The sequence below is a fragment of the Bacillus sp. 0209A genome, from assembly GCF_036765095.1.
In the GTDB taxonomy this organism is placed as follows: Bacteria; Bacillota; Bacilli; order Bacillales; family Bacillaceae; genus Bacillus; species Bacillus subtilis_G.
In genome coordinates this window covers 205,405-220,118 of record NZ_JBAIZV010000005.1, presented here as the reverse complement: position 1 = coordinate 220,118, position 14,714 = coordinate 205,405, and the positions used below count along the sequence as shown (strand labels likewise).

At 47.5% G+C, this 14,714-nt stretch carries 11 protein-coding genes and 1 pseudogene; 5 read left to right on the top strand and 7 right to left on the bottom strand.

Annotated features, from left to right (window positions below):
• The 4 genes and pseudogenes from V6D44_RS18035 to V6D44_RS18020 form a co-directional block, all read left to right on the top strand.
• The coding region (locus tag V6D44_RS18035) for a condensation domain-containing protein (RefSeq protein ID WP_333516783.1) at positions 1–1,311 on the top strand (1,311 nt) is incomplete at its 5' end.
• Between the two features lie 36 nt (positions 1,312–1,347).
• The gene (gene srfAC, locus V6D44_RS18030) at positions 1,348–5,178 is read left to right on the top strand and encodes a surfactin non-ribosomal peptide synthetase SrfAC (protein ID WP_087993068.1); all 3,831 of its coding nucleotides are present in this window, start codon (positions 1,348–1,350) and stop codon (positions 5,176–5,178) included.
• A 27-nt stretch (positions 5,179–5,205) separates the two neighbouring features.
• Complete coding sequence (gene srfAD / locus V6D44_RS18025; protein ID WP_087993067.1) at positions 5,206–5,934, top strand: surfactin biosynthesis thioesterase SrfAD; 729 nt, start codon at positions 5,206–5,208, stop codon at positions 5,932–5,934.
• Positions 5,935–6,034: 100 nt separating this feature from the next.
• Positions 6,035–7,259, top strand: a pseudogene (locus V6D44_RS18020) (MFS transporter).
• 14 nt (positions 7,260–7,273) lie between these two features.
• Here V6D44_RS18020 and V6D44_RS18015 read toward each other — a convergent pair.
• Both V6D44_RS18015 and V6D44_RS18010 read right to left on the bottom strand, forming a co-directional pair.
• The gene (locus tag V6D44_RS18015) at positions 7,274–7,831 is read right to left on the bottom strand and encodes a YcxB family protein (RefSeq protein ID WP_333516782.1); all 558 of its coding nucleotides are present in this window, start codon (positions 7,829–7,831) and stop codon (positions 7,274–7,276) included.
• 53 nt (positions 7,832–7,884) lie between these two features.
• Positions 7,885–8,823 carry a DMT family transporter gene (locus V6D44_RS18010; RefSeq protein ID WP_202328846.1) on the bottom strand — a complete coding sequence of 313 codons (939 nt, stop codon included), beginning with the start codon at positions 8,821–8,823 and terminating at the stop codon, positions 7,885–7,887.
• Between the two features lie 124 nt (positions 8,824–8,947).
• Between V6D44_RS18010 and V6D44_RS18005 the strand changes: the two genes are divergently transcribed.
• Positions 8,948–10,282: an aminotransferase-like domain-containing protein gene (locus V6D44_RS18005; RefSeq protein WP_202328848.1), complete on the top strand. Its 1,335-nt coding sequence runs from the start codon at positions 8,948–8,950 to the stop codon at positions 10,280–10,282.
• On the opposite strand, the gene V6D44_RS18000 is transcribed toward V6D44_RS18005, so the two are convergent.
• The 5 genes from V6D44_RS18000 to tcyC form a co-directional block, all read right to left on the bottom strand.
• Entirely contained in the window at positions 10,277–10,951 is a 675-nt protein-coding gene (locus V6D44_RS18000; RefSeq protein ID WP_202328856.1) for a 4'-phosphopantetheinyl transferase, read from the bottom strand. The two genes, V6D44_RS18005 and V6D44_RS18000, sit on opposite strands and share 6 nt — an antisense overlap.
• Positions 10,952–11,004: 53 nt before the next feature.
• Positions 11,005–11,862 carry a TIGR03943 family putative permease subunit gene (locus V6D44_RS17995; protein WP_087993060.1) on the bottom strand — a complete coding sequence of 286 codons (858 nt, stop codon included), beginning with the start codon at positions 11,860–11,862 and terminating at the stop codon, positions 11,005–11,007.
• 12 nt (positions 11,863–11,874) lie between these two features.
• Entirely contained in the window at positions 11,875–12,870 is a 996-nt protein-coding gene (locus V6D44_RS17990; RefSeq protein ID WP_087993059.1) for a permease, read from the bottom strand.
• Between the two features lie 120 nt (positions 12,871–12,990).
• A complete protein-coding gene (locus tag V6D44_RS17985) occupies positions 12,991–13,638 on the bottom strand; it encodes a YczE/YyaS/YitT family protein (protein WP_202328858.1) in 648 nt (215 codons plus the stop codon).
• Positions 13,639–13,958: 320 nt separating this feature from the next.
• Positions 13,959–14,702 carry a cystine ABC transporter ATP-binding protein TcyC gene (gene tcyC, locus V6D44_RS17980; protein WP_087993057.1) on the bottom strand — a complete coding sequence of 248 codons (744 nt, stop codon included), beginning with the start codon at positions 14,700–14,702 and terminating at the stop codon, positions 13,959–13,961.
• Positions 14,703–14,714 lie beyond the last annotated feature (12 nt).

The window sequence follows — 14,714 nt, the reverse complement described above, 5'->3', positions numbered from 1 at the left end:
TACGCCGCGAAGGGCTTTGACCCTGAACGGGTGGAGAAAACGCTGCAGGCGCTGATCGAACATCATGACGCGCTCCGCATGGTCTATCGTGAGGAAAACGGGGACATCATTCAAGCATATAAACCGATCAGTGAAAGCAAGGTCAGCTTCGAGATCGTTGATTTGTACGGCACTGATGAAGAGATGCTGAAAAGCCAGATCAAGATTCTCGCGGACAGGCTGCAAAGCAGTCTCGATCTGCAAAACGGACCGCTTCTGAAAGCCGAGCAATACCGTACGGAAGCTGGCGATCACCTGCTCATCGCTGTACACCATCTCGTGGTCGACGGCGTATCATGGCGGATTTTACTTGAAGATTTTGCTTCAGGCTACGTGCAGGCTGAGAAAGAAGAGAACATTGTCTTCCCGCAAAAAACAAACTCCTTCAAGGACTGGGCGGAAGAACTGGCGGCATTCAGCCAATCAGCAGATCTTTTACAACAGGCTGATTACTGGGCGCAAATGGACGCTGAACAAGTTTCTCCTGTGCCGAAGGACTACGAAACAGAGCGGCGGATTGTCAAACATACCTCATCCGTCCTCTGTGAATTAACGGAAGAAGACACCAAACATCTCTTAACAGATGTTCATCAGCCATATGGAACCGAAATCAATGATATTCTTCTCAGCGCGCTCGGTTTAACGATGAAAGAATGGACAGAAGATGCCAAAATCGGCATAAACCTGGAGGGACACGGACGGGAGGACATCATCCCGAATGTGAATATCTCCAGGACGGTCGGCTGGTTTACCGCACAATATCCTGTTGTGCTCGACATATCTGAAGCAGACGCCTCAGCCGTGATCAAATCAGTCAAAGAAAACCTGCGCCGCATTCCGGACAAAGGTGTTGGCTACGGCATTCTCCGTTATGTCACAGAAACAGCGGAAACCAAGGGCTTTACGCCAGAGATCAGCTTTAACTATTTAGGCCAATTCGACAGTGATGTAAAAACCGACTTTTTTGAGCCGTCCGTTTTCGATATGGGGCGTCAGGTAAGCGAAGAATCAGAAGCGCTGTACGCTTTAAGCTTCAGCGGCATGATCAGAAACGGCCGGTTTGTGCTTTCCTGCTCCTACAATGAGAAGGAGTTTGAAAGAGCTACAGTCGAGGAGCAAATGGAACGGTTTAAAGAAAACCTCCTGATGCTGATCCGCCATTGCACGGAAAAAGAGGACAAGGAGTTCACGCCAAGCGACTTCAGCGCCGATGATCTTGAAATGGACGAAATGGGCGATATCTTTGACATGCTTGAGGAGAATTTAAAATAAGACGCAAGGGAATTACAGGAGGCGGGAGCGAAGCATATGAGTCAATTTAGCAAGGATCAGGTTCAAGATATGTATTACCTATCGCCGATGCAGGAAGGGATGCTGTTTCATACCATCCTGAATCCCGGCCAGAGCTTTTACCTTGAACAAATTACGATGAAAGTGAAAGGCAGCTTGAATATCAAATGCCTTGAAGAAAGCATGAATGTGATCATGGGCCGGTACGATGTATTTCGTACCGTGTTCATTCACGAAAAAGTAAAAAGACCTGTCCAAGTCGTATTGAAAAAACGCCAGTTTCATATAGAAGAAATCGACCTGACGCACTTAACGGACAGCGAGCAAACAGCAAAAATCAATGAATACAAAGAACAGGATAAGATCAAGGGCTTTGATTTGACCCGGGATATCCCCATGCGGGCAGCCATTTTCAAAAAAGCTGAAGAAAGCTTTGAATGGGTGTGGACCTACCACCACATCATTTTGGACGGCTGGTGCTTCGGCATCGTCGTGCAGGACCTATTTAAGGTATACAATGCCCTGCGCGAACAAAAGCCGTACAATCTGTCGCCTGTCAAACCGTATAAGGACTATGTCAAGTGGCTCGAAAAACAGGATAAACAAGCGTCACTCCGTTATTGGCGCGAGTACTTAGAGGACTTTGAAGGGCAGACGACGTTTGCGGAGCAAAGAAAGAAACAAGGGGGCGAATACGAGCCGAAAGAACTGCTCTTCTCGCTGCCGGAGGCGGAAACAAAGGCCTTTGCCGAGCTTGCGAAATCGCAGCATACCACTTTAAGTACGGCGTTGCAGGCAGTTTGGAGCGTGTTGATCAGCCGCTATCAGCAGTCTGGCGATTTGACCTTCGGCACAGTCGTTTCCGGGCGCCCCGCGGAAATCAAAGGCGTTGAACATATGGTCGGGCTGTTTATCAACGTTGTCCCGAGACGTGTGAAATTGTCTGAGGATCTCACATTTAACGGTTTGCTCAAGCAGCTGCAGGAGCAATCGCTTCAGTCCGAGCCGCATCAATATGTGCCGCTTTATGACATCCAAACTCAGGCCGATCAGCCAAAACTGATTGACCACATCATTGTCTTTGAAAATTATCCGCTTCAGGATGCGAAAAATGAAGAAAACAGTGAAAACGGCTTTGAGATGGAGGATGTACATGTTTTTGAGAAGTCGAATTATGATCTCAATCTGATGGCTTCTCCGGGGGATGAGATGCTGATAAAGCTTGCCTATAATGAGAATGTGTTTGATGAGGCGTTTATCCTGCGCTTGAAATCTCAGCTTCTCACCGCGATTCAGCAGCTGATCGAGAAGCCGGATCAGCCAGTCAGCACGATCAGCCTTGTTGACGAAAAGGAGAGAGCGTTTTTACTAACCGGCTTAAACCCGCCGGCTCAAACTCATGATGCAAAGCCTCTGACGGATTGGTTCAAGGAAGCGGTGAACGTCAATCCGGATGCACCGGCGCTTACGTATTCCGGCCAGACGCTGTCCTATCGCGAATTAGATGAGGAAGCGAACCGCCTTGCACGCCGTTTGCAAAAGCAAGGCGCGGGCAAAGGCTCCGTTGTAGCGTTGTATACGAAGCGTTCGCTTGAACTGGTGATCGGCATTCTCGGCGTATTAAAAGCGGGAGCGGCTTATCTGCCGGTTGATCCGAAGCTGCCGGAGGACCGAATTTCGTATATGCTGACTGACAGCGCGGCAGCCTGCCTGCTGACACATCAGGAGATGAAAGAAAAAGCGGCTCAGCTGCCGTATACAGGAACAACGCTCTTCATCGACGATCAAACTCGGTTTGAGGAACAGGCAAGCGACCCTGCAATCGCGATTGAACCCGATGACCCGGCATATATCATGTACACGTCCGGCACAACTGGAAAGCCGAAGGGCAATATCACCACTCATGCCAATATTCAAGGATTGATCAAGCATGTAGACTACATGGCATTTTCTGAAAAAGATACGTTCTTATCTGTTTCGAATTACGCCTTTGACGCATTTACCTTTGATTTCTACGCTTCAATACTGAATGCGGCACGGCTGATGATCGCAGATGAACAAACGCTGCTTGATACAGAACGTCTAACCAATCTGATTCATCAAGAGAATGTCAATGTCATGTTTGCGACAACCGCACTATTTAACCTACTCACCGATGCGGGAGAGGATTGGATGAAGGGGCTTCGCTGCGTGTTATTCGGCGGGGAGCGGGCGTCAGTGCCTCACGTCAGAAAAGCGCTGCGGATCATGGGGCCGGGCAAGCTGATTAACTGCTACGGGCCTACTGAGGGCACGGTATTTGCGACAGCTCACGTTGTACATGATATACCGGATTCCATTTCCTCATTGCCGATCGGAAAGCCGATCAGCAATGCCAGTGTTTATATTCTCAATGAGCAAAATCAGCTCCAGCCATTCGGAGCGGTTGGTGAACTGTGCATCAGCGGAATGGGCGTATCAAAAGGGTATCTAAACCGTCATGACCTGACGAAGCAAAAGTTTATCACGAACCCGTTTAAGCCGGGAGAAACACTTTACCGCACAGGGGACTTAGCACGCTGGCTGCCGGATGGAACGATTGAATACGCCGGCCGTATTGACGACCAGATCAAAATACGCGGACACCGGATTGAACTTGAAGAAATCGAAAAACACCTGCAGGAATACCCGGGTGTGAAAGATGCGGTCGTTGTGGCGGACCGCCATGAGTCTGGCGATGCGTCAATCAACGCTTACCTCGTGAACCGAACGCAGCTTTCAGTTAGGGACGTAAAGGCGAATCTGAAAAAACAGCTTCCTGCTTACATGGTGCCGCAAACCTTTACGTTCTTGGACGAGCTTCCTTTAACAACAAATGGAAAGGTCAATAAACGGCTGCTGCCAAAACCGGATCAGGATCAGCTGGCGGAAGAATGGATCGGGCCCCGAGACGAGACGGAAGAAACGATCGCGCAAATCTGGTCTGAAGTTCTCAGCAGACAGCAGATCGGCATTCATGACGATTTCTTTGCGCTCGGCGGGCACTCCTTAAAGGCAATGACCGCCGCTTCCCGCATTAAGAAAGAGCTCGGGATTGATCTACCGGTGAAGCTTTTGTTTGATGCACCGACGATCGCCGGCATCTCAGCATATTTGAAAAACGGGGGCTCAGATGGATTGCAGGATGTAACGGTCATGAATCCCGATCAGGAAGATCAGATCATTTTCGCATTCCCGCCGGTATTGGGCTATGGCCTCATGTACCAAAACCTGGCCAGCCGCCTGCCGTCATATAAACTGTGCGCCTTTGATTTCATTGAGGAGGAAAACCGGCTTGACCGCTATGCGGATTTGATCCAGAAGCTTCAGCCGGAAGGGCCTTTGACACTGTTCGGGTATTCAGCGGGGTGCAGCCTGGCGTTTGAAGCTGCCAAAAGGCTTGAGGAACAAGGCCGTATAGTTCAGCGGATCATCATGGTGGATTCCTATAAAAAACAAGGTGTCAGCGATCTGGACGGGCGCACGGTTGAAAGTGATGTCGAAGTCCTGATGAATGTCAACCGGGACAATGAAGCGCTCAACAGCGAAGCCGTCAAACAAGGCCTCAAGCAAAAAACACACGCTTTTTACTCGTACTACGTGAACCTGATCAGCACAGGACAGGTGAAAGCGGATATTGATCTGCTGACTTCCGGCGTTGATTTTGACATGCCGGAATGGCTTGCATCGTGGGAAGAGGCCACAACAGGTGCTTACCGTGTGAAAAGAGGTTTTGGAACACACGCTGAAATGCTGCAGGGGGAAACGCTAGACAGGAATGCCGGAATTTTGCTCGAATTTCTTAATACACAAACCATAACGGTTTCTTAAATGAAGTGTGAAAGGAGGAGACGGCCAATGAGCCAGCTCTTCAAATCATTTGATGCGTCGGAAAAAACGCAGCTCATCTGTTTTCCGTTTGCCGGCGGCTACTCGGCATCATTTCGCCCTCTCCATGCTTTTTTGCAAGGGGAGTGTGAGATGCTCGCTGCCGAGCCGCCGGGACACGGCACGAATCAAACGTCAGCCGTTGAGGATCTCGAAAAGCTGACCGATTTGTACAAGCAAGAATTAAACCTTCGTCCTGATCGGCCGTTTGTGCTGTTCGGACACAGTATGGGCGGAATGATCACCTTCAGGCTAGCGCAAAAGCTGGAGCGTGAAGGCATCTTTCCTCAGGCGGTGATCATTTCTGCGATACAGCCGCCGCATATTCAGCGGAAGAAAGTGTCGCATCTGCCTGATGATCAATTTCTCGATCATATTATCAAATTAGGCGGGATGCCCGCGGAGCTCGTTGAAAACAAGGAAGTCATGTCCTTTTTTCTGCCTTCCTTCAGATCAGATTACCGGGCTCTTGAGCAATTTGAGCTTCACGATGTCGCCCCAATCCAATCACCTGTTCATGTCTTTAACGGGCTTGATGATGAAAAATGCATTAGGGATGCGGAAGGCTGGAAGAAGTGGGCGAAAGACATCACATTCCATGAATTTGGCGGCGGGCACATGTTTCTGCTGTCACATACGGAAGAAGTGGCAGAACGGATTTTTGCGATCTTGAATCAGCATCCGATCATTCAATCATGATCAAAAGCGGACAGCGCTGGCTGTTCCGCTTTTTTTGCATGTAATGTCAATTTTTACATGATATAATAGGCGCAATACTCAAACAAAGGAAGGTCGAAGCATGCACGCGTCTCCCAAGATGAAATGGTTTGTATTGCTGTTTACGTTTGTTTTCGCCATCGGAATGAACTCATTCAGAAATTCCTTTCAATTTTTTATGCTGCCAATGGCGGATACCTTCCATGCCGACAGGTCGCTGATCTCGGTTTCAGTCAGCATTTTTATGATTACAACGGGCATCGTTCAGTTTTTTGTCGGTTTTTTTATTGACCGGTTCAGCGTCAGAAAAATTATGGCGCTAGGAGCTGTTTGCGTCAGCGTAAGTTTTTTGGTGCTTCCGTATTCACCGAATGTTCATGTGTTTTCTGCCATTTACGGAGTGCTCGGCGGAATCGGCTATTCGTGTGCGGTTGGCGTGACGACCCAGTATTTCATCAGTCGCTGGTTTGACACACACAAGCCTGGCGCTCGCTATTTTGACCAATGCCAACTCAGCGGGCCTGCTGCTGCTCTCGCCCATTTGGGCCGCGGCTCCGTATCATGCCGGCTGGCAAAACACCTATACGATATTGGGCATCGTCATGGCTGCTGTTCTGCTGCCGCTCCTTGCCTTCGGGATGAAGCACCCGCCACATGTGCAAGCGCCGTCAGTGAAAAAATCTTATGACTGGCGGGGATTTTGGGACGTGGTAAAGCAGTCCCGTCTCATTCATGTCCTGTACTTCGGCGTGTTTACATGCGGATTTACAATGGGAATCATTGATGCTCATCTCGTTCCGATGCTGAAGGATGCGCATGTCTCTCATGTCAACGGAATGATGGCCGCGTTCGGGGCGTTTATTATCATTGGCGGATTACTGGCGGGCTGGCTGTCAGATCTCCTCGGCAGCAGAAGCATGATGTTATCCATCTTATTTTTCATTCGGCTGCTCAGTCTGATTTGTTTGCTCATTCCCATTCTCGGAATCCATCACAGCGAACTTTGGTACTTCAGTTTTATCCTGTTATTCGGGCTCAGTTACACAGGTGTAATCCCGCTGACCGCGGCGTCTATTTCAGAAAGCTATCAAGCAGGATTGATCGGCTCGCTGTTAGGCATCAATTTCTTTATTCATCAGATCGCCGGGGCTCTCAGCGTGTATGCGGGCGGGGTGTTTTTTGACATGGCCCATGATTATCTGCTGATTGTTGTTGTGTGCATCGTGTTTGTAGGTGTATCGGCTGGAATAGAGCTGATGCCGTTTTTAGATAAACAGAAGGCAAAAGAAACGCATCAATCAATATAAAGGGATCAGCACTATCAGCGCTGATCCTTTTTGAATTTTACTTTTTTTGTTTCGGTATGATTAAGGATAATTCCTCGGAATCTGTTCAGCTCCTCTTTGGAATGAAAAAAATGTTTTGGTATCGCAATATATTGGCTGCTGGATGTATTGATCCGGAAGATATTCTTATATTCGAAAACAGCCGTGATTTCATTCCAATGAAAAATGAGGTCATACTTTTTAGAACATATACGGATTCCTTCTTGATTGAGGGTATACGTTCTTTTGGATTTAATCCGTTCGTTCTTCTTGTATGCTCTAGAAAACTTTACATATAGAAGAAGGAGGAGCAGTAGTGTAAACAGAACTGACATCACGATAATCAAAATACTATTCACAAACAAGTTAAGCGCTTCGCTGCCATAAACAATACGGGGCCATCCGTTAATGAAATGAACTGCAGCAAAAATGGCGCAAAACAACAGAAAGTAAAAGAATGAGATTTTTCCGAGTTGATAAAAAAAGATTTCTCTTACGTCTTTAAAAGTAATTTCTCCTGGAAGATTAATACTTTCACTAGCATATTGAATCATACAGTACACTTACACCTCAAACCATGTTTTTCCTTTCAGTCTAGCATAATTTCTCATTTTTTTGCAGGGGCCCTATGGTGATTTGTCTTTTTCTGCAGATTCGTATTGCTCCCCACCACGCCAATCATAATACAAACGGCTCCAACAAGATGATACCAGGCAAGAGTTTCGTTTAGAATCACCACGCCCGCAATCATCGTCACGATGGTGGACACATGACTAAAAGCGCTCATTTTAAACGCCTCAATCCTCGAAAGTGTATAGTTGGACAGAAACGAAGTGACGAGTGAAGACAGCACGCCCAAATACACAATGGCGAGAACAAAGCCGGGCTCCTGGAATGGCTGAAAATAAGTGCTGACAGTTCCAGCCGCGCCGTGGCGAACAAGGGCGATGGCGTTGAAGACGACAAAGCCGATGGCTGACATGATGTAGGTGAGCTCGGTCAGCTTGAACCGCTGCGTCATTTTTCTGGCGGCGGTATTATACATCGCGGAGGACAAAGCTGACAAAAGGATCAGCAAAGATCCTTTTAAGCTCGCTGATTCCACATCGACGCCTTTCATCACAAAAATAAACATAACGCCGGCAACGGATAAAACCGTGAAACCCTTCTGCATCCACGTGGAGCGTTCTTTTAATAGATAACTGGCTAAGACCATTGTGAAAATCGGAATGGCTGCCTGAATAATTCCCGCTTCAGAGGAGGACGAGTGCACAAGGCCGAATGCCTGAAAGCTGAAAAACAACGCCGGGTACAGCAGGGCGAGCGGCAAAATGGCAATGACGTCTTTTACACGGATTGATAGCTTTACCCAGCCGAATAAGACGGGTACAGTGGCCGCGGCAAACGCAATGGTGAACCGGTGCGCGAGAATATCAAACGGTTCGGCTGTTTGCAGTGCGATTTTTACGAATAAAAAGGATAAACCGATAATGAACGAATATAAGATAGCCGCCATATAAGCGGAGGTTTGCTGATTTTTAAACATAATGGAAGGTGCTCCTTTACCTGATTTGCAGCGCCGGTCGCTCCTTTTATTGTATGGCTGTGAGCAGAAGGGTACAATGAGAAAAACAATGAACTGTACCGGTACAAAAACAGGGGGAGAATGCATGGAGAAATATATGACTCTATTGACGAGGATAGAGGAGATGATGCAAAGCAGCGCCTATCAAGAAGGAGACAGGCTTCCGTCCATCCGACAGCTGTCCGCCCGCTATCAAGTCAGCAACAGCACAGTGATCCGCGCACTTCAGGAGCTCGAAAAGCGCCATCTCATCTACTCCGTTCCGAAAAGCGGCTATTATATTGTGAAAAAGACGGGCACATTAAAAAGCGGAAAGCCGGGGCCCATCGACTTTGCCACATCTGCGCCGGACCCCGATGTGTTTCCGTATCTTGATTTTCAGCACTGTATCAACAAAGCGATTGATACATACAAAAACGATTTGTTTATTTATGGGACGCCAAAGGGGCTTCCGTCGCTTATTCGTGTACTCCAAAAACTGTTGGCCAATCAGCAGGTATTTGCGGACGAACGGCACATTTTCATTACATCAGGTGTCCAGCAGGCATTATCCCTGCTTTGCGCCATGCCATTTCCAAATGGGAAAGAGAAGATTGCCATTGAACAGCCTGGCTATCATTTGATGGTTGAACAGCTTGAGGCGCTTGGGATACCCGCCATCGGTGTGAAACGAACGGAAGAGGGGCTTGATATCACCGAGATTGAGCGGCTGTTTCAGACAGAATCGATCAAATTGTTTTATACGATGCCGCGCTTCCATAACCCGCTTGGCTGCTCTTTGTCAGAGCGTGATAAACAAGAGCTTGTAAGACTGGCGGAAACGTATGATGTCTATCTCGTTGAGGATGATTATCTCGGTGATCTGGAGGAAAACAAAAAGGCAGATCCGCTGTACGCATATGATCTGTCCTCGCGTGTCATCTATCTAAAAAGTTTCTCAAAAATGATGTTTCCAGGCCTTCGCGTAGGGGCCGCTGTTTTGCCGGATGCGCTGACTAACACGTTTCACACGTATAAAAAGCTGAACGACATCGACAGCTCTGTGATTTCTCAAGCAGCGTTAGAAATTTATATCAAAAGCGGAATGTTCAGCCGGCATAAAGACAAAATCCGAGAATCCTATAAGGAACGATCAATGAGGCTTCATCAAGCCATTCAAACGCACAGACAGCTGGGAAGCGGACGCTTTGCGTTTTCCAGCGGGCAGGCGCCCTGCATGCATACCCATCTGGTGCTTCCTCCCGATCTGCCGGCCTCAAGGGTGATGCAAAGGCTGAAACAACAAGGGGTTCTCCTTGAGGCGATAGATCGTCATTATTTATCAGATTATCCAAAAGAAAATCTATTAAAAATCAATATTTCCAATGTCAAAACGGAAGAAATTGAACGCGGCGTCAAGCTGCTGATGAGCCATCTATAAAAGCGCTTCGTACGAGACCATTGTGATATCCTCAGGGAAATCACAGTGCGCGGCGCATACGGCCATTTTGTAGCCGGGATCCACCTCATAGGTTTTGATATAGCATGGTGAATGGCTGTCCGGAAGCTCAATGGATACCCGTCCATCCTGATGCAGGCGCACCGAGAAGGAATCAAGCGGAAGCGATAAGCCTTTGCCTTCCTGTTTAATAAAGCTTTCTTTCATTGACCATAGATGATAAAAATAGTCTGTCTGCTCGTCTTTATTTTTGGCTGAAAGATCGCTGTACTCCGTTTTTGAAAAGAAACGTTTGGCGATGTCGAGGCTGATCGGTTTCGTTTTTTCAATATCGATGCCGATCGGCTGTGAATCAAACGCGCAAATGATCCAGCGGCCGGAGTGCGAAATGTTGAAATGGGCGTCAGGAAGATCAGGGATGCAGGGCTTCCCATATTCCTGCGCGCTGAAGCGGATACCGGATTTGTCCAGCTGATACTGTCCGCTGATGACTGAGCGAACGAGCACATCTCCCAGCAGGGTGCGGTGAGCATCTTCTTTATGATAAAATCTCCGGCATTTCTCCCGTTTTTCAGGTGATACGAATGACATGAACCGTTCAGTCTCTTCCTGTGAAAGCGGGCGGTCCATATAAATTCCGTAAATCTTCATTCTAGATCCTCCGTCTGCAAAAGATTGTCAAAACTATCCTATCATATTTTGTTTTACTTCGGAGTAAGATCCTCGATGATCTCATATACATAGGGGTTTTTGGGCGTATCGATCGTTTCCGCTTGTGTGACAGAAACGATGGGAAGCTGTTCGCCGTTTTTATGGAATAGATCAAGCCTTCCAGTGATCTGAACCCAGTCGCCTTCCTTTATCTCTTTATTTTCTGAGAAAGAAGCCGGCAGTCCGTAAACCGCGGCATCCGCAATGCAGCAGGATATCCCGTAACGTCCAACGATATAGTGATTCAGCTGTTCATCATAATAGACAAATCCTTTCATGCTGATCTCTTTTCCTGCATACGCTTCTGCATTCTCCAGCAATAGATTGACGATTGGAACATAATACTTATCTGAAATCGGAATGACATTCTTCCCCTCCAGCTCCCGCGCCAGTTCTTTTTCATACCCGCTTGGCAGTACCGCAGCCGTCCCTGCTTCATCAGTGGATTGCGTTTGAGCATCAGATTTCATCTCTTCCGGGCTCTTGGCACTGTTTGCTGAGAAGATTCTGTTCTGTGCGACTTCCTTTGTCAGCACATGGTTAGGAAAAAGGAAACCGGTCATGATAGGGATCAGAAAAAAGCTGTACAGCCATGGGTGAGACGGAGAATGTGTTTGACTGCTTGCACATGCGCAGCACACGTGCGGACTATCTTGTTTTCTCCAGATCAATGACAGTATGCCAAGCGCAAAAGCAGCTACAATAAAGAACTTCGTAAACCAAAGCATACGCGGAGAAATGAAATGCAAAATATGTCCTGTCAGATAAAGTTTAAATGCCATTAAAGCAAAGCCGATTAATAGAAGCCCACGCACAACAGCATCAAAAGAATACGGTTTATTTTGTCTCATCTTACTCATCCTTTATGAGGTAATCAAACCATAAAGCCAGGCTATTGCAAGAACTGAAGCTGAAATGACAACAAAAAATACAAGCACAAAGCGTTTTTTGAAAAATGAAGCATACACAAACGTATTTTTTAAATCTAACATCGGGCCGTACAGCATGAAGGAGAGGAGGGAAGCGTGAGAATAGGTGCCTGAAAAAGTAGATGCGACAAACGCATCCGCATGTGAGCAAAGTGACAGGACAAATGCCAATCCCATCATGACAGCGGAACCAGACAGATCGCTTGTCCCCAGCTCAGCGAGAGATCCGCGGTTTAAAAACGTTTGAAACAGACTGGCGATAAATGCGCCCATGATCAAATAGCGGCCCATATCGAAAAACTCTTCAACAGCATGGGTGACGATAGGTTTCAAGCGTTTTCCTTGCTGCTGATGACTGTGTTCCGGCAAGGCTGCTGTTTTATGGGTTTTTAGCATGTTCTTGTTTCCGAATATCCAATACATCATGAGCCCGATGATGATACAAATGACGACGGCGAGCCCAATCCTCGCGTACACAATTTCCAAATGCTTGCTGAAGGCATAGTAGGTGGAGAGGATGACAATCGGATTTAATATAGGGGCTCCAACTAAGATAACAGCGCCGACGTGAAGCGGAAGCCCTTTTTGAATGAGCCGGCGCACCACCGGAATGACAGCACACTCACATACAGGGGAAAGAATACTGATGACGACAGCGGACCCTATAGCGCCATACGGGTTTTTGACGATCCATTTGGTCATCCATTCATCTGAGGCAAAGAATTCAATGCAAGAAGAAAAAAAGATGCCGAGCATGATAAATGGAATGGATTCTAGCAAAATACTCAGGAAAATGGTATTCACATTCAGCAGTGAAACCGGAATAGAAAAAGACAGCTTATTAGGTTCAAGCAGAATAAAACAGTACAGTAAAAAGAAAAAGAGCAATATGCTGAAGGAGCGTCTTGCAAAGTGTTGGAGAGCTTCCATCATGATACCTTCCGTCTCTAGTATTTCTCTTTCATCAGAGATAGTATCAATCTATGAGACAAGCCTGCAAAACATGAGTGAAAACAAAAAAACGGGCCATTGAACTGGTCCGTTTAAAGATTAATGCAGAGGCGGAGATGCTTTAACAGCGGCTGTCCGCCTTGCCACAGCATAATTCAGAAGCTGAATTGACTGCGGCAATGAAAAGCGCAAAATGATACCGGTGAGGATAGCGGTCAAAATAGTACCTACTCCGATCGGGCCGCCCATGCCCCAAGCCGCAAACAAGATTGTTATTTCCATGCCGTTCCGCACCCATTGCACATTCCAGCCGGTTTTTTCTGTAATCAGCATCATCAGTGAATCACGCGGCCCCGCGCCAAGGCCTGCTGATACATAAACACCGACGCCGTAGCCGATCAGCAAAACGCCGAGAGAGAAGACAATGACGGAGCCCGTATAAGTGGAGGGGGCAGGCAGGAGAAAATTGAAAAAATCTATAAAAACACCAATGAGCACCATGTTCAGGATTGCGCCAATTTTTGGCCAAACCCTCGTAAACAATGACGTTAATCCGACGATGAGCGCTCCAATAATGATGGACCACTGGCCGACGGTAAGCCCGAAGTGTTGAAACAGGCCGTAATGAAATGCATCCCATGGACTTATGCCGAGTGCTTTTCCTTTTATCGTCAAGGATATACCAAAAGCCAAAATGATCAAACCGGCAAAATAAAATGTCCAGCGCAGCACAAGTTCTCGCTTCACGTGAGGTCCCTTCTTTCGTAAAAATCAGTCGAGTGTCATTGTAGCACATCTGACAAAAGGGCGGAATAGGCGAATGGGGATCAACAAAAAAACAGGGCCGCCGCAGGCGCCCTGTTTCAGCGTGTTGGCAAACCCTTGCATTCGTTGTCAGGCCTGCGCTTCGGTGCTCACGAATTTAAAATTCGCTGTGCTCCAATGCTCGCCCTTCCTAGACTTCAAAGGTTTTCAATCACGCTGAAAATGACAAAATCCTAAAACGAAAATCGTTTTAGGATTTTGTCAACAATCTGAAACAGGGCGCTGACGCCCTGTTTTTCTTTTTACAACGGGTTCAAAATCCGGTTCAAGAACCGCTGCGTCCGTTCTTCTTTTGGTGCGGAGAAGATTTGCTCCGGCGGTCCCTGTTCCACGATGACGCCGCCGTCGATGAAGACGACTTCGTCGGCCACATCCTGGGCGAACTTGATTTCGTGGGTCACGACAGCCATGGTCCACCCTTCATTGGCCAAATCCTTGATCACCTTCAGCACCTCTCCGACAAGTTCGGGGTCAAGCGCTGAGGTCGGTTCGTCAAACAGCATGAGCTCAGGCTGAATCGCCAGAGCGCGGGCGATGCCGACGCGCTGCTGCTGTCCTCCGGAAAGCTGGAACGGATATAAATCCATTTTGTCCTTCAATCCGACTTTATCAAGTAGCTGAATCGCTTCTTTTCTGACTTCCTCTTTGTTCCGTTTTTGCACCTGAACAGGGCCCTCCATCACGTTCTCAAGAGCTGTGCGGTGCGGGAACAGGTGATACGCCTGAAACACCATTCCGGATTTCCGGCGAAGCCGAAGGATATCCGCCTGTTTCACCTTTTTGGAGAAATCGATAGAGAAATCTTCAAATGCAAGTTCCCCGCGATTGGGGATCTCCAGCGCGTTCAGGCAGCGGAGCAGCGTTGTTTTCCCAGAACCTGAAGGCCCAAGTATAGCGATGACTTTCCCTTTTTCAATCTTCATATCTATCTTTTTTAAAATTTCATTTTCACCGAATGATTTGTTTAATCCTGTAACGGTAAGCATACTCGGAACCTC

Excerpts from the sequence above, each read along its gene's own strand:
- srfAC (WP_087993068.1), top strand. The coding sequence starts at position 1,348 with ATGAGTCAATTTAGCAAGGATCAGGTTCAAGATATGTATTACCTATCG.
- srfAD (WP_087993067.1), top strand. The coding sequence starts at position 5,206 with ATGAGCCAGCTCTTCAAATCATTTGATGCGTCGGAAAAAACGCAGCTC.
- V6D44_RS18015 (WP_333516782.1), bottom strand. The coding sequence starts at position 7,831 with ATGATTCAATATGCTAGTGAAAGTATTAATCTTCCAGGAGAAATTACT.
- V6D44_RS18010 (WP_202328846.1), bottom strand. The coding sequence starts at position 8,823 with ATGTTTAAAAATCAGCAAACCTCCGCTTATATGGCGGCTATCTTATAT.
- V6D44_RS18005 (WP_202328848.1), top strand. The coding sequence starts at position 8,948 with ATGGAGAAATATATGACTCTATTGACGAGGATAGAGGAGATGATGCAA.
- V6D44_RS18000 (WP_202328856.1), bottom strand. The coding sequence starts at position 10,951 with ATGAAGATTTACGGAATTTATATGGACCGCCCGCTTTCACAGGAAGAG.
- V6D44_RS17995 (WP_087993060.1), bottom strand. The coding sequence starts at position 11,862 with ATGAGACAAAATAAACCGTATTCTTTTGATGCTGTTGTGCGTGGGCTT.
- V6D44_RS17990 (WP_087993059.1), bottom strand. The coding sequence starts at position 12,870 with ATGGAAGCTCTCCAACACTTTGCAAGACGCTCCTTCAGCATATTGCTC.
- tcyC (WP_087993057.1), bottom strand. The coding sequence starts at position 14,702 with ATGCTTACCGTTACAGGATTAAACAAATCATTCGGTGAAAATGAAATT.